This is a genomic window from Flavobacterium chungangense LMG 26729, assembly GCF_000735715.2.
Classification (GTDB): domain Bacteria; phylum Bacteroidota; class Bacteroidia; order Flavobacteriales; family Flavobacteriaceae; genus Flavobacterium; species Flavobacterium chungangense.
This window is the reverse complement of the sequence record NZ_JASY01000005.1, coordinates 247,210-264,238: the sequence shown is the minus strand read 5'-3', so window position 1 is coordinate 264,238 and position 17,029 is coordinate 247,210. Positions and strand designations below refer to the sequence as shown.

Here is a 17,029-nt window from a genome sequence, read left to right as displayed (position 1 = left end):
TAATAGGCATTAAATCCTTAATTACTATTCTGAAGCTTATTCAATAAAACTGACAAAGTCCTAATCAGGGCATAAGTAGCAAACTTTGATAGAAGAGAAGGTTCACTTTGTCAGTTTGGTTGTTGATTAAAATTACTTTAAATCTTCCTAACAAATCTAAAGGATAGAAGCGACATCCTTTTGTGCCGGGGTTCGGCATAAAAGATACAGCGGATAGCAGGAAACAGCTCTTAATTCAGAAACTCAAAATTCATAAAACAAAAAAAGCTGCTCCGGGGCAAAGTAGAGCAGCTTTTTACAACGAAATAATAGGTATTACTTAATTGTCTGTATTCCTGTATGTGTTGGAGTTGCCTGTTTAATGGTTCCGTCCGGATTGAATTCTAATTTATCAATGCAGACTTCGCGGTGGAAACCTCCGGCCTCTCCCATTTTTATTCCGGTTGGGTACGAAAATCGATGGTACGTGATATACCATTCGTCTTTGTTTGGAATTTGCAAAACCGAATTATGACCTGTTGCATAGATTCCCTGATCCGGGATTCCCTGAATTACGATGTTGTTTTCCGGAATTTCAATTGGTCCCAGAGGTGATTTTGAAGTTCCGTATCGTACTTTGTAATTTGGACTTCTGGTATCGTCTTCGCTCCACATAAAATAGTAAGTTCCTTTTCTGTAAATCACGTAGGTTCCTTCACGGAATGTTTTGTCTACTTTAATCAATTTTATATCGCCTTTGAATGAAATCATATCGTCATTCAATTCGGCTACAGCCATGTATCCGTTACCCCAGTACAAATAACTTTTGCCGGTTTTAGGATCTGTAAAAACATCCGGATCGATTTCCTGGCCGCCTTTTGCTCCTTCAGGTTTGGTTGCTACCAAGGCTTTTCCGCTGTCTTTGAACGGTCCTGCCGGATTGTCTGAAACGGCAACACCAATTTTTTGCGCTGCGGTGAAATAATAGAAATATTTGTATTTTCCTTTTACCTTTTTCTCTACGATACAAGGTGCCCAGGCATTTCTGTTGGCCCAGCTTACATCTTTTGGAAGATCTAAAATAACGCCTTCGTCTTTCCAGTCTATCAAATTTTCTGATGAAAAAGTTTTGAAATATTTGCCTGACCAGCCATCAAAACCATCGCTGGTTGGGTAGATGTAATATTTTTTGGTTTTGTTTGAATATAAAATATCAGGATCGGCATAATATCCTTGTAAAACCGGATTGTTATTTATTTTTGGAAATTTTGCAGGAGTTCCCCATTTTGCAAGCAGCCTTTTCAATTCTGAACGTGTAATTGGCAAAATAGTTCCGTGACGTGGTTTAAAATCCATTGAAATTTCATCGTCAATTGCTTTGAAATTTTCTAAATCGGTACTTTTTGTAAACTGATATTTTCCTTTTTTGTAAACGTCATACATCAGAATATAATCGTCCGAATTGTTTAGTTTAAAAACACTGGAACCTTCAACAGATTCTTTGGTCTGCTGGAGGTAACTGTCGTTTTCTGTCCATTTTCCTGAAGTTAAATCAGTTGTGGTAGCCACTTTGATTCCCGGATTTTCGGTTTCAGTTTTGTAAAAAAGATGATACACACCGTCCTTTTCGATAATATCCCCGTCAATACAGGCTTTTTCAGATTTTGGAACGAATAATAATTTTGGCTCGCTTTCAAGCGCTGTGAAATCTTTATTTGCGTAAGCGTAGTAGATTTTATCTGCATTATTTCCGTGCTGCATGCTGAAGTAAATCAAATATTTACCGGCTTTGGCATCGTAAATCGTCTGAGGTGCCCAAACACGTTTCAGGTTTTCATTGCCCGGAAATGCTTTCTGGATATTCACTATACTGGTTTTCCAGTTTACAAGATCGGTGCTTTTTAGCAAAACCATGGCACGGTTGCTGTCCCATCCTTTTGAAGAAGTCATATCAGTCAGCACCATATAAAATGTTTTGCCGTCGTCGCCACGCAAAATATGGGGATCGCGCACCCCTCCTGTAGAGCTGATTACCTTACTGTCTATAACCGGTTTATCGCTGTTAAGGGTATGGTAATGATACCCATCGGCACTTACGGCATAACGAACTGCTTCTTCTTCGATGCTATTTCCTGTAAAATATACAAATAAATAAGCGGTTAAATCCTTGCCGGCAATAACAGGAGGTGTTCCTACCGGAGTATTCTGGGCCTGTAAAAGATTAAAAATCGCTAAAAATAATACAAGGCTAAATTGTGTTCTTTTCATTATTCTGTTGAGTTTAAATAAAAAATCGAGTATATCAAAATTTAAAAAGTTTCATTTAAAAGTACTTTCTCATTTACTTTTATACGTATTACAACAAATGAGTAAGGAGGCAGTTCTTTTGAAAATGCTTCTTTTGCACTTATCTGTTGAGTTACAGGTCTGGCAGTCGTTTTTTCAGGATTTCCTGATAATAACGTATAACTTGCATTCTCTGCTGTTCCCAGATTAGCTACCGAAATTGAAGGTGCTACTGAAACCGGAAGTACATTGACCAGTTTTATAATCAAATCGCCTGTTGTCTTATCCTGCACTGCAGAAACGCCAATACGTTTGTTAACTTCGTCATTCGCATCAGATAATTTTACGATATTCTGAAGGTAAAAATCACCCGGGTTCTGTCCGTAAAGCTGTTGTACAAAATAGTTTACTGTAGGTTTTACTTCATGACCGTTAAAATAAATTAAATCGGGATTCCACTGGGTATGTTTTTCGCGGGCCAGTAAAGGTGCATATGAAGCCATTGTTACCACATCTCCGTTTCGTTCGATTCCGGTAAGGTATAAAGCTTCTGAAAGGGCATTATAAAATTTATTACCTCGTGAAGCATATTCGCCCAGATATACTTTGGATTTTGAGCGGTCATAACTGTCATAAAAATTCTGATTGTTGATGAACCAGCCCGGGCTTTGATAATAATGTTCATCAACCATTGGCAGTTTCAAATCGTTTGCAATTGCCCAGCCTTCATTGTAATCTGATCCTTCAAAAAAGGGTCCAACTGTACCAATAATAATAATTTCAGGGTGTTTTTGCTGAACCGCTTTTACGATCATTCGGTATCGTTCTTCGAAAACATCACTGATAAGATCTTCATTCCCAATTCCGACATATTTTAAATTAAATGGTTTCGGATGACCGGCTTCTGCACGTTTTTTACCCCAGAAAGTGTTCACGCTTCCATTGGCATATTCGATTAAATCCAGAACATCCTGAACATATTCGTCCATATTTTCCATCGGGATTCCGAATTGCTGCCCGGCACCTCCATCAGATGAATTCTGACAAGGAACGCCTGCAGCCAAAACCGGAACGGCCTGGGCTCCTAAATCCTCACAAAACTGAAAATATTCAAAATACCCTAATCCCATTGACTGGTGGTAGTTCCATATGTTTCGGGCAGGAATACGGCTTTCTAAAGGACCAATCGTATTCTTCCATTTGTAAATATTATGAATTCCGTCTCCATGCGCTACACAGCCTCCCGGAAAACGTACAAACTTCGGATTCATTCCTGCAATAGCTTCTGCTAAGTCTGCACGAAGACCATTTTTACGATTTCTGAATGTTTTTTGAGGGAAAAGCGACACCATATCAACAGCCGTTTCTCCGGCTGTACTAATTTCCAAATGTGCATCGGTTACTGTTTTTGATGATTTTAGAACACCTGTTAGTTTTTTCCATGAAGCCATTGGGATTACAGTTGTTTCTGCCAGAGTTTCTCCTGCAGAACTTTTCAATTTAACGGTAAGTTTTGCTCCTTTTGCAAAAACACTAAAATCATATTTTTCATTGGCTATCAAAGCAATTCCATCAAAACCGGTATTACTGACACTACTTTTTATAAGAACTGCATAATTTGGATTATTGGCATGAATTGGATTTTCCTTAGAAATTTTAAAATCTCCCTCCCAAGCCATAGTGGCATTCCACTTTTCATCTCTTCCTTTTTTATCGCTAAGCGCATATTCAAAATCACGGTTTTGAATCATTTCTCCGTACAAACCACCATCGGCTGCGTAATTGATGTCTTCGAAGAAAACACCCGTAAGCATGTTGCTGATTTTTTTAGCGTCCCTGCCATTTATAGTGATTTGAGCAGTTACAGGTTTTAAACCCGCCAACAATAGGCTGTCACTTTTAGGCGAAGTATTATCCTTCTTATCCCTGAATTTTACAGATTCCATTGTTCTGATGAGCATTTCGACAACACTCCAGTCAACTATTGTGATGGTCCCTTTTTGAATATCGCCTTGTACCGTAATTTCAGTTAATTTAGGGGCATTGTCTGTATCTTCTTTCGTTTCAGTATAATTTACAAAATCTTTGGTGGTATTGTGATACTTAGTATTATCTGAAACCCAATGAATGCTGAACTGACCGTCTTTTTTACCTACAGTTATATTTTGAATAACCGGTTTCTCGTCCGAATTTTTAGTTATATTCTTCATTACCTGAATATAACGCTGACTCTTCCAGTTAATCAGGTCTTTGCTTGAAGCTTGTGCCAAAACATCGTCTTTCACACTCCAAAAACAATGAAAAATTCCGTTATCATCTTTTATTAAAAAAGCTTCAGACATACTTTTACCGGTTGGTCCCCAGCTTCCGTAATCTGATTTTAAAAAGCTGTGCTCAGGACCAATGCCAAACCAGTTTTTCTGATCGGTGCTCCATGCAAAATGAAGTCCGTTTTTACCGTTATTTTTTAAAGTCGAATAGGCAAAAAGATATACTTTATCCGGTTTGTCTGCTTTGGATTTGAAACTAAAGCCAGAGGATAAAAAGACAATTACAAAAAGTACTGCCAGACCCAAAAAATGCTGCTGTAAAAACTTCTTCATTATTTTTTGCTTTTTAGTTTGTAAAGAACAGAGCTGTGAGGTTTTAAGGTTACGGAAACTTCTTTGGAAGAAACATTCAGTTTTTCACCTGTCCACATGTTTATTCCTCCGGCAAAACCGGCTATTCCAAGATCTGAAAGACTTACTGAAACGTTTTGAGAATCTGTATCTGAAATATTAAACAATGCCAGATATACGCTTCCATCCTTTGGATTTTTTGAAGTCACGGCAATTTTTCCGTCTTTGTGAAAAAGCTGTTTTACATTTGTGCTTTCGTTGTGCATTTTTACCACTTCTTTATTCGTTAATAATGATAAAGTAAAGTCATCATTACTTGGCAAATCACCACCAAAAAACAAAGGCGATTTAAAAATATTAAAGAATGTAATCAGTGTATATTGTTCGTCTTTTGTCAAACGCGTCATTCTGTCTTCTCCACGTTCTCCCCTAACTGAAATACGTCCTAACGGAATCATATCACAATCAGGCCATGTTCCCGGAGCAATATGAGGATACCACTTTTGAGCAACATCCATCAGGTGAGTGATGTGTGGCCAGGTATCCCAAACGTCGTCGACCATACGCCACATATTCGCGTGAGTCGTTACGTGTGCAGCTGCTGAAATTGGTGTTTCTCCAGGTGAAGTACTCAATACTATTTTACGCCCGCATTTATCGATCGCATTTCTGATTAAGTTAATTTCTCCCTCGTGATATGGTCTTGACAAATCGTCAATTTTAATAAAATCTACTCCCCATTGTGCGTATAATTCAAAAATAGAATCATAATATTCCTGTGCTCCCGGTTTGTCTGCCAGAATTGTATAGTTATCTTTTAACCATTCGCACTGCAAGGCTGTTGTATAAACCTGATCAGCTGTAACGCCGTTTGCACCTTTAATTGGCAGTTTGTCTTCAACAGCTTTTTTCGGGATCCCACGCATAATGTGGATTCCGAATTTCAATCCTTTTTTATGAATATAATCAGCTAAAGGTTTAAATCCCTGATTGTCTTTTGCAGAAGGAAAACGGTTTACTGCCGGCAGGTATCGTCCGTATTGGTCAATTACGTAACGTGGATCTTTTTGGTTGTACCCTCCTGCTTTGTCATTTTCAACAAACCATCTGATGTCAACCACTATATACTCCCATCCAAATTTCTTTAAATTTAGAGCCATATAGTCGGCATTGGCTTTTACTTCGTGTTCTTCTACCGTTGGACCATAACAATCCCAGCTGTTCCAGCCCATTGGAGGGGTTTGTGCCCATTGCTTAAATTCATCCTTTTCAAAAACTGCTTTTTGAGCATTTGAAAAAAATGATGTTAAAAAAATTCCTAAACTAAATATTATTATGCTTTTTATTTTCATATCAGTAAAAAAATAAGTGTTAATAGTACACTTCAAATATAATAAACTTTTCTTCATTATAACAAAAAACCTGCCTGCGAATACCGAAATGCAGGCAGGTTTAACTCAAATTAAAATAAACTAACTAAATTATCTTACATTCACAGTAATTTCAACCGGTTTTAACCATTGGCTTGTAAATGTAACTTTGATAGGCTGTGCTTCTCCGGTTGCTTCAATATATGCAGCAATATGACCATGATACACTCTCTGAACGTTATCTGTATAATCTGTCATGTCGCTGTTGTTTCCTGCCTCAAGTCCTAATAAAACTCCCGGACCACTAATCGTACAAGTTACTTCATTGTCTGAAAGCATCACCGGAAGACCATTTTGATCTTTCACCTGAACCATTATTTTAGCCACACCTCTGTCTTTACTGATTGTGATATCTTTTTCAGCAATGGCTAATTCAACAGGCTGTTGGGTTGTTGTGATTGCGTAACGGCTTACTTCTTTATCGTTTTTATCTAAACCAACAACTTCTAATTTTCCCGAAGCAAAAGGAATATCCCAATATATAATTCCGTTCTTTTCGTCATATAATTTGGTTTCGCCAACTACTTTTCCGTTTAACTCCAAACGTGCTTTTGCAGCATTGGTATAACAAACCACACGGATTTTTTGTCCTGCTTCGTAGTTCCAGATTGCCCAGGCATCTTTAGAAATATCTTTTTCATTTTTTAAAGGATAAGTTCCGATGTAAGACATTGGTTTATCTGACCATAATGACTGACGGAAATAGCCTCTTGGTTTAATTACTCCGGCAAAATCAACCAGTCCTGAATAGAATCCTCTTGAAGGCCATCTTCCAGATTCACCTAAATAATCGATTCCTGTCCATAAAAACTGTCCAAAAATATGTTTGTTGTTTTTTACCGCTAACCAAGGTTCCATGTCATGCACGTTTTCGCTTCCGAAAATGACTCTGTTTGGATATTTTTCGTGATCCGACTGGTATTTGCTTTCTGTATAATTGTATCCGGTAATATCCAAAGCTCCCGGATATTCTGTTTCATTAGACATTGCAACTCCTGCTAATCCAGCCGTTGTCGGGCGAGATTTATCATATTTTTTAACCGCTGCTACTAAACGTTTTGCAATTGCGCCAAGACGCATCGCATCCGGAGCGTCCTTTTTGTAACCTCCATAAGCAGCCTGTCCAAAACCATTTTTCCCTTTATCCAAAACCGGGTGAGAATACGGATCGTTTGGATAATCTACTTCGTTACCAATACTCCATCCAAATACAGATAAATGGTTTCTGTCACGGCGTACAAAATCTTCCAGATCTTTTTCTGCCCAGTCAGCAAAAATATCAAACGTACCTTCGAATCCAGGAGTTCCGTAATTCCAGCCTTCCAGCCATTTACGTTTTGGGAATTCCCATTCGTCATACGCTTCGTTCAATACCAATAATCCTAATTCATCACACAATTCATAAAAATCAGGAGCCTGTGGATTATGACTGGTACGAATTGCATTTACACCAATTTCTTTCAGTGTTTGCAATCTGGTTTTCCAAACTTCGCGAGGAACTGCAGAACCCAGAACTCCTGCATCATGATGTAAACAGACTCCTTTCATTTTCATCCATTTATTATTTAATGCAAAACCATTATTTGGATCGAAAGTAAATTTTCTAAAACCTGTTTTGGTAACCGTTTCATCGATTTGCTTTCCGTCTTTTAAAACCGTTGTTTTCAGCTGATATAAATTCGGATTCTCCAAATCCCATAATTGTGGATTTTTGATATTTAATTTAGTCGCAATCTTTCCGTTCTGATTGGCTGCCACATCAACTTTAGAAGAAGATTTAGCAACAGATTTTCCGTCTTTCGAAATCAGTTCATTCACAACAATAAGACTTGATTTTGCTTTAGAACCGTTTTCTACCTCAACCTCAACATTCAAAGTTCCGTTACCTTTATTCACTTCCGGATAAGCGTAAACTCCCCATTGTGCAATATGAACCGGATTAGCATACACTACCCATACATTTCTGTAAATTCCGGAACCGGTGTACCATCTTGAATCAGCACTTTGGCTGTGATCTACACGAACTGAAATAGTATTTTCGCCACCATATTTTACGAATGGTGTTGCATCATATGTAAAAGAAATATAACCATTTGGGCGTTTTCCTAAAGAATGTCCGTTGACGAAAACTTCGCTTCGGTTGTAAACACCTTCAAAATATAAATATACTTTTTCGCCATTTTTACTCTGCGGAATATTGATTGATTTTCGATACCAGGCAATTCCCCCAGGCAAAAATCCGGTACAACTTGCCAATGTTGGACTCAATTGCCCTTTTACGCTCCAGTCATGAGGCACATTTACTTGTTGCCATTTGCTGTCATTAAAAGCTTCATTTTGAGCATCCGGTGTATCCTGAAGATTGAATTTCCAGTTGTCATTAATTTTTTTAGAATCTCCAAACGAAATCTGGCTGGTCGCTGACAGACACGAGAAGAGCAATACGGGTAATAAGATTTTTTTTGTAAACATTTTTCAAAAGGTTCTAAGATGCTAAGAATCTAAGTTTCTAAGCTTTCCTTAATTTGTTAATTAGTATTTTGCTTCGGTTTCTCAGGTTCAGGTTTCAAGCTCGTTATCAAACCTGAAACCTGAAATATTTTTAATATTGTAATTCTCCAACAAACGTTACTACTGATTTTGCCGGAATTTCCAGATTATTCACTTTCTGAACTGTTCCTCTTTTTAAATTTGAAGTTTCAGAAGTTGTATAAGGTGTAAATTCATTATTTTTCACGTTTCCTTTTGACAAATCGAACTTGTATTGCTGAGCTGATTTTCCGCAATTTACAGCGACTACAATCAGCTTTTTGTTTTGAACATCTTTGTAAGCAGTCAGCATTACATCATTTGCAGCATCTATTTCATTTTGATTCGGAACATCAATTCGAACCATTCCCGGGCGTACAAAAAGTGAATAATTTCCGAAAGCCCACAGCAATTTTGAATCACGGAACTCTCCATCGTTTCGAACATAATCCGGTTCAGTTGATCCATTACTTTTTCCATCATCCAGATAAATCAGACCGTCTTTGTAATCAGCACGTGTAATGGATGTCCACCACTGCCATGAAGCTGCATTTGCGAGAGCAATATCATTATGAATTAATCTCGCTACGAACAAAGCCGTCTGCATTCCTAAATCTCTTCCTCCGCCTGAACCTCCCGGAATCTCAGATTCTCCCGGATTTTCTAAAATGCAGTATTCAGACTGCCAATACTTTAAACCCGGTTTCTGTTTTATTTCTGCCGCAATTAATTTTCGGCTTAAAACCTGTTTGTCAACCGGCCATGTTGTAAAATAACTGTGGCCTAAAATAACATTTTTAACATTTGAAAATTTAGAAATATTCGTTTTTGTTTTTCCAAAGAAATAATCAATCTGATTATCACGATTTTCTGCATTTACATTTCCATATAAATAATCGATTTGTGCGGCTTCGGCAACTACAATTTCTGTACTCATTTTTTCAGCTTTGAGCTTTTCAGAAAGTGCTTTCGTTACCTCGTATATCTCCTGATTTGTAGCCGGAGTGCCTTCCTGACTGTTGGTGTCACCGCTTTTAGGCATCCACTCCCACTGCGGTTCATTTAATGGGCTGACATAATCGAATTTTATACCTTCATTTTTCTCCAGTCCCTGAATACTTTGAACTAAAAAATCGGCAAATTTTGGTATTGCACCATCTTTTAGATTCAGTTTATTTTTTCGGGAAGAAAAAGATAATCCGTTATGCGTCATGTGAACCGGCGGACTGTTGGTGAAAATCAGAAATTTTTCAACTCCTCTTTTTTTGGCTGCCTGCAAAAACCATCTCTGCCCTTCCTGTTTCGAAAAATCATAAGTACCGTCAGCATTCAAAATGCATTCGCTTCTTCTCCATTCGTCAGAAACTTTACTGTTTTCGCCTTGTTCCGTACTTCCTGCTCCGAGATTAAAACGCCAGATCGAAAGTCCGATTCCTTTTGGGTTTCCCTCTGCATCAATTTCTTTACTAAATAACAGATCAGCAATTGTATTTTTTTTCTGCTCAGGCCAGTTTTTACCCACGAATTGTGTCCTCCATGCATCCGAGCCTCCAAAGCCATCCATGGTCTGAACCACATTATCTGTACTGATAGTGATGGTTCGCTGCCCATAAGACAGCGAACTCATTACTACTAAAAGCGAGATATATATTTTTTTCATTAATTATTGTTTTTCTTATTGACGCAATCTTATTATCCGCTTCGTTTGTCATTTCGAGGAAGGAGAAATCTCCACAAGAAACTCAGTAATACAAGTACTCAATCTTTTTGGAGCTACTTTTGGAGATTTCTCCTTCGTCGAGATGACAAGATTGTGGTTATTCACAACTTTTCAAAACCTTAATTCCTTAGCAACTGAGTCCCTTAGAACCTCTATTTATACGTTCCCGTATAAGTCACAACTGATCTTGCAGGAATTTCTAAATTCGTAGCGTCAACAGCTGTTCCTTTTTTAAGACTCAACGTTTCAGAAGTTGTGTAAGGTGTTAATTTATTATCTGTTAACGCACCTCCTGAAAGGTTAAATTTGTATGTTTTTGCTACTTTACTAATGTTCACTGCAACAATTACCAGTTTTTTAGATGCAACATCTTTATAAGCTGTCACCATCACATCATTTACAGCTTTTGCGCTATCTACACTTGGAATCTGAACTCTTACCATTCCCGGTTTTACGAAGAAAGAAAAGTTTCCTAATGCCCAAAGTGTTTTTGAATCTCTAATAAATCCGTCGTTTTTACAATAGTTGGCATCTCCGGCACCATTACTTGAGCCATTATCAACATGAATTAATCCGTCTTTGTAATCACCACGGCTAATTGCTGTCCACCACTGCCATGATGTTACACCTCCAACAGAAATATCGGTACTGATAATACGGGCTGTCCAAAGTGCCAGAGAAATTCCTAAATCTCTTCCCGGACCTGCACCACCTGGAAGCTCAGCCGTTCCTGGGCTTTCTAAAACACAATATTCTGTAGACCAAAGGCTCAATCCTCCAACAGACTGCGCTCTTGTAGCAGCCAACTCCCTTGAATTTACCAGCTCTCTCAAAGGCCATGCCTGCCAGTAACTGTGTGCTGAGATCGTTTTCTTAACGTTGCTTAAACCTGCAATGTTTTTAGAAGAATTGGAAGCAAAGAAGTAATCGATCTGATTGGATCTGTTTTCTTTGCCTGAAATTGTTTTGTATAAAGGCTCATAAGAACCTCCTTCTCCTACTACAATCTGAGAACTTAGTCCTTTAGATTGTAATTTTGGAGATAAAACATTCACAAAACTGTAAATATTTCCATTTGTAGCAGGTGACCCTTCCTGACCTGAACCATCCCATTCGTATTGCGGTTCGTTGAAAGGACTCAAATAATCGATTGTTAATCCGTGCTCTGATTTTAATTTATCTAAAGATGTTACCCAGAAATCAGCCAGTTCAGACATTTTTCCTTCTTTCAGATTGTAATATTCTTTTATGGAAGCATGTGCTTTTCCGTTTTGAGTTAAATACACCGGAGCACTGTTTGAAAATGCCAATAATTTATCTACTCCACGTTCTCTTGCTGCTTTCATGAACCAAACCTGACCGGCCTGTTTGGTCATGTCATAGTTTACTCCATTTGTAGTGAAACATTCTGTACGTCTCCATTCATCACCAATATCGCTGGCATCGCCCTGCTCTGCACTTCCTGAGCCCAAATTAAAACGCCATAATGACAAACCGATACCTTTTGGATTTCCTTCAGCATCAAACTCTTTGCTGAAAAGCAAATCTGCCATTTTGTTTTTTTTATCCGAAGGCCAGTTTTTTCCAATAAAATTACACTGCCAGGCATCAGAAGCGCCAAAGCTTTCCATGGTTTGAAGATTGGCATCCAGATTAATTTTTAGTTCTGCAACAGCATTATCAGAATCAGAGTTTTCATTTTTATCAGAATCACAGCTCACAAAAAAAGAGCTGGCGAAAAGCAAGCCTGCACACAGCAGACTTACTTTATTATTTTTATATAATGTCATCTTAATAATTAGGGTTTTGAGTAATTACACCTCCACTTAAATCTCTTTCTATTTGTGGTATTGGCCAAAGCAAGTGTTTAGCAGGATCAAAATTGATTCCTTTGTCCTGAGCTTCTCTTGTGTTTGTTGTTTCGTAAGGATCAGTTGAACTTAAGTTGTACTTAACAAAAGTTCCGTTTGGTCCCATCAACGTTTCAATGACACGTTTACCTGTAGTCGGATCTTTTTCACGACGGATATCGAATAAACGTAATCCTTCAAAAGCCAGTTCTAAACGACGCTCTTTATAGATTTGATTTAAAAGCGTTGGTCCTGATATTCCGGTTTTAGGCTCTAAATCTACACGGTCTCTGATGATATTAATATCCGCCAAAGCATCTCCGCCTGTATGATAGTTTGCTTCTGCTCTTGTCAGGTACATTTCGGCCAGACGAATCAACGGAACATTTAATGGTAAGTGCCCGTCTTTTTTATCTAATGTACGGCGTGTAGCGATTGGAATATAATATTTACGGCAGATACGTCCTGATTTATTATCATTTAAACTGAATTTATGAGTCGGATTTAAAACCTCATCTCCATAAGCAGCTTCTCCCCATTTTGTAATAGTACTTCTGCGGCGGATCACATCATTTTCAGAAAGATAAGCATTCTCTAAATCACTGGTTGGCATGCACCATCCCCAACCATCAATAACATCTTTTGCATCATTACTAGGGAAGTTTTTCTTGTCTTCTCCTCTTGCTCCCGAAAAAGTTGGCAACATAGAACCCAAAGCTTCGTTTTGTATAGAGGAAGACTGAGCTTCTAAAATAGATTCTTTTCCGTTATGATTGTTTACATTCCAGATGTCTAGAAAATTTTCTTCCAGGGTGTAAGGACCCTCAGTTATTACCTTATTGGAATATAATTTTGCATCAGCCCATTTTTCCTGAAATAAGGAAACACGAGCCAATAAAGCATAAGCAGCCCATTTGTTTATTCTTCCGTTTCTGGCTACCGGGATTTCTTCCAGCTTTGCGGCAGATTCTTTTAAGTCGGCTTCTATTTGTGCATAAACTGCTGTTGCAGGACTACGTTCTAGCTTTAAATCACTGGTTCCCAAAGATTTTGTATATAAAGGTACTGCTCCAAAAAAGTTTACCAATTCATAATAGCAATAGGCACGAACAAATAGAGATTCTCCCATATACTGGTCTTTTTGAGCATCAGAAATTGGTGATACAGCCATTTTTTCCAAACCAATATTTGCTGATTGAATGGTATAATAATGAGCCGTATAAAGACTATTTAAACCTCCCATATTGTCTGGCGTAATAACATACTGTGCTCCTGGTCTAAATGCAGCGTTATCCTGTCCTGTGTTTCCCATCCAGGCATCATCAGTAGCAGTTTCGTTGACTAATCTTGGAGCAAGTAATGTATACCAGTCTTTAGAAAGCAGTAATCTCTGCGTTAATTCATTAGTATAGTTTTCGCATTCCTGCGCAGTCTGAAAGTAGTTGTCCAGCGTCTGTGTTCCTCTTTCTTCTTTTTCAATAAAATCCTCACAGGAAACTGCAAACATTGAAAAAGCTAGTATTGATAAAATTATTTTTTTCATGTCTTTCTATTATTAAAATGCTACATTAAGCCCCATCAAAATGGTTGGCTGAACCGGATAATTCCATCCTCCAAAACCTGATCCTTTAACTCTGTCATCTTTATCAGGGTCTCCTCCTGCAACTTCAGGATCAACACCTGAATAGTTTGTCCATGTCCATAAATTCTGTCCTGACAGCGATATTCTTAATTTATCTAAGCCAAATTTATTCTGGAATGTATATCCTAACTGAATGTTCTTCATACGTACAAACGAACCGTCTTCTACATAAAAAGAAGAAAATTTACTAAAGTTTTCATTGTTGTCATCTTTAGACAAACGAGGAACATAATTAGAAGTTCCCTCGCCATGCCATGCCATCTGATCTAATCCGCTAACCTTGTTTGTTAAACTTGTACCGTTGTACAAATCTGAGATGTTCTGGTTTACGATATCATTTCCAATACTTGAGTAGAAATTAGCCACTAAATCAAATTGTTTGTAAGCAAAATTCAGATTCAGACCTACGTTGTAATCAGCCCATGGAGAACCAATTTTAGTTCTGTCTTTATCATCCAATTTTCCATCACCATTGATATCTTTAAAACGAATATCACCCGCTTTTGCATAAGGCTGCAATTTAGTTCCGTGTTCATCTGTATGTGCATTCAGTTCTGTCTGATTTTGGAATAAGCCATCTGCTACATACCCGTAAAAATAACCCGGTTCATCGCCTTTAACCGTCAAAGTTCTGTTTCCTGCTCCATAAAGTCTTTCTCCTTCTGTTGATAAAGAAAGCATTTCCACATTTACTGTTGTAAAAGTCAGATCTGCACCGTATGAGAAATCTCCTTTTTTATTTTTATAAGAAAGCAATAAATCTATACCGCTGGATTGCATAGCACCTACATTTGTCCAGATTGTCGCATATCCCGGAAAACCGCTGTATGTTGGAAATTGTTTCTTGAACAACATATCATTTGTTTTCTTTTGATAGTATTCTAATGAACCGGAAAATTTATTTTGCCACAAACTAAAATCAATTCCAAAATTGATATCTTCTACAGTTTCCCATTTGATATCCTTGTTTGCCATGGTTGAAGGATAAGAAGTATCTACCATTTCACCTCCAATTACGTAGTAACCTTGTCCGATATTAGACTGATAAACTGAAGCCGGCAGCCCTTGATTACCTACTTTACCCCAACCTGCTCTTAATCTAAGATCACTTATAACTTCTTTAGTGCTTTCCATAAAACCTTCATTCGAAATTCTCCATGAAGCAGAAGCAGACGGGAAATTGGCCCATTTATTATTTGCCATAAACTTTGAAGAACCATCACGTCTAAAAGTACCTGTGAAATAATATTTACTATCATAGTTGTAAGAAAAACGAGAGATGTATGACATTATTGAACTGGACACGCTATTTCCTTCGCTGTCACGGTTTTTAGTGGCCGCATTTACTTCTCTCATCGATTCTGAATTGTTAGGCACACCTTCTCCATATCCCCAGACCTCATTACGATTATACTCTTCCATGGTGCTACCAATCATCAACGAAGCATTGTGTTTCTCTGCAAATGTTCCTGAATACGTTGCTGTAGTTTGCCATGTCCAATCTGCATTGGTTTTACTCCATCTTTCAACCTTATTAATCTCCTCTTTTTCGTGTGCTGCATCGATTATGAAATCAGGTCTAAATCTGCTTCTTACCTGATTACCAACTTCAATGGAAGCCTGCGTACGAATTACAAGACCTTTGATTGGAGCATATTGCAAATAACCATTTGTGTTTAAATTATACTGGTCTGTATAATCGTCATATCTTTTTACAGCAGCAACGGGATTCCATACATACGAAGGAGAACGTGCATAAATACTGTATTCGTTTTCTAATCCGGTTAACTGATCTGCCGGTTTGTAAATTGGGGTAATAGGATCGATTTTAACAAAATCAGCCCAGTTATTAGGACCTCCCCAACTTTCATAACGAGGATTTAAAGTGATTCCTGCTGAGAATTTATCTGAGAATTTGAAATCATTATTGATTCTCATTGTGATTCTTTCCCATCCTCCTATTTCATACATTGATTCTGTATTGTAATAGTTTAAACTAACTGCATACGTGTGTTTGTCTGAACCTCCCGAAGCTCCTAAAGAAGCATTTGTTACCGGAGAACTTTTTCTGATTCCTGCCCCCCACCAGTCTGTTGTTTTTCCTCTGTAATGGGAAGCATTTGGTAAATAATCTGAATAACCCGAATTATTATAAGCCGTATTCATAATGTTAGCATAGCCTTCAGCATTTGCCATATCGTATGGATTCTCCATCATCTGCATACCTGAACTCAGGTCAAAAGTAAATCTTGTTTTTCCTGATTTACCTTTTTTTGTAGTAATAAGAATAACTCCATTAGATGCTCTGGAACCGTAAATAGCACTTGCAGAAGCATCTTTTAAAACCTCCATAGACTCAATTTCGTTATTACTCAAAAAGTTGATACTGGTTCCCATCGGAATACCGTCAACGACATAAAGCGGATCTGTACCAAGATTAAGAGTTGAAATACCACGAATCAATACCCTTGGCTGTGCTCCCGGACCACCTTGTCCGGTAATCTGAACACCGGCTACTTTTCCCTGCAAAGATTCGGTCACGTTACCAACAGTCATAGTCTGAAGTTCTTTTCCTTTTACAGAAGAAATTGAACTCGTTACATCGCTCTTTTTTACAGATGCGTAACCTACCACTACAATCTCATCCAAAACCTGACTAGATTCTTCTAAAGTAACGTCCAGAGTAGTTTTATCTCCGGCAGCAACGACTTTAGATGTAAAACCAATGAAAGAAAATTCGATCTGAGTGTTTGCATTAGGAACAGAAATGGAATATTTACCATCAAAATCAGTTGCTGTTGAGTTAGAAGTTCCTTTAACAATTACATTAACCCCGGGAATCGGCACATTGGCTTTATCCTTTACAGTTCCTTTGATTGTTACTTGCGCAAATGATGCAGCACTGCATAATAAGGCAATAAAAAACCATATATATTTAAATTTCATATTTAGCTATTTTATTTATTAATGTT

Annotated in this window: 8 protein-coding genes; all 8 read right to left on the bottom strand. The window is 37.8% G+C overall.

Going from position 1 to position 17,029, the window contains the following annotated elements:
- Positions 1 to 315 precede the first annotated feature (315 nt).
- Positions 316 to 2,247: a family 43 glycosylhydrolase gene (locus JE46_RS11925; RefSeq protein ID WP_031455515.1), complete on the bottom strand. Its 1,932-nt coding sequence runs from the start codon at positions 2,245 to 2,247 to the stop codon at positions 316 to 318.
- A gap of 41 nt (positions 2,248 to 2,288) precedes the next feature.
- Positions 2,289 to 4,868, bottom strand: a complete 2,580-nt coding sequence (locus JE46_RS11920; protein ID WP_031455514.1) for an alpha-L-arabinofuranosidase C-terminal domain-containing protein — start codon at positions 4,866 to 4,868, stop codon at positions 2,289 to 2,291.
- Positions 4,868 to 6,238: a glycoside hydrolase family 27 protein gene (locus JE46_RS11915; protein WP_031455513.1), complete on the bottom strand. Its 1,371-nt coding sequence runs from the start codon at positions 6,236 to 6,238 to the stop codon at positions 4,868 to 4,870. Before JE46_RS11915 ends, JE46_RS11920 begins: the two co-directional genes overlap by 1 nt.
- 129 nt (positions 6,239 to 6,367) lie before the next feature.
- Positions 6,368 to 8,788: a sugar-binding domain-containing protein gene (locus JE46_RS11910; RefSeq protein WP_031455512.1), complete on the bottom strand. Its 2,421-nt coding sequence runs from the start codon at positions 8,786 to 8,788 to the stop codon at positions 6,368 to 6,370.
- A gap of 130 nt (positions 8,789 to 8,918) precedes the next feature.
- Entirely contained in the window at positions 8,919 to 10,505 is a 1,587-nt protein-coding gene (locus JE46_RS11905) for a glycoside hydrolase (RefSeq protein WP_031455511.1), read from the bottom strand.
- A 212-nt stretch (positions 10,506 to 10,717) separates the two neighbouring features.
- A complete protein-coding gene (locus tag JE46_RS11900) occupies positions 10,718 to 12,355 on the bottom strand; it encodes a glycoside hydrolase (protein ID WP_031455510.1) in 1,638 nt (545 codons plus the stop codon).
- 1 nt (position 12,356) lies between these two features.
- Positions 12,357 to 13,958, bottom strand: coding sequence for a RagB/SusD family nutrient uptake outer membrane protein (locus JE46_RS11895; RefSeq protein WP_031455509.1), 1,602 nt, complete (start codon positions 13,956 to 13,958; stop codon positions 12,357 to 12,359).
- Between the two features lie 12 nt (positions 13,959 to 13,970).
- Positions 13,971 to 17,003, bottom strand: coding sequence for a SusC/RagA family TonB-linked outer membrane protein (locus tag JE46_RS11890; protein WP_031455508.1), 3,033 nt, complete (start codon positions 17,001 to 17,003; stop codon positions 13,971 to 13,973).
- Positions 17,004 to 17,029: the final 26 nt, after the last annotated feature.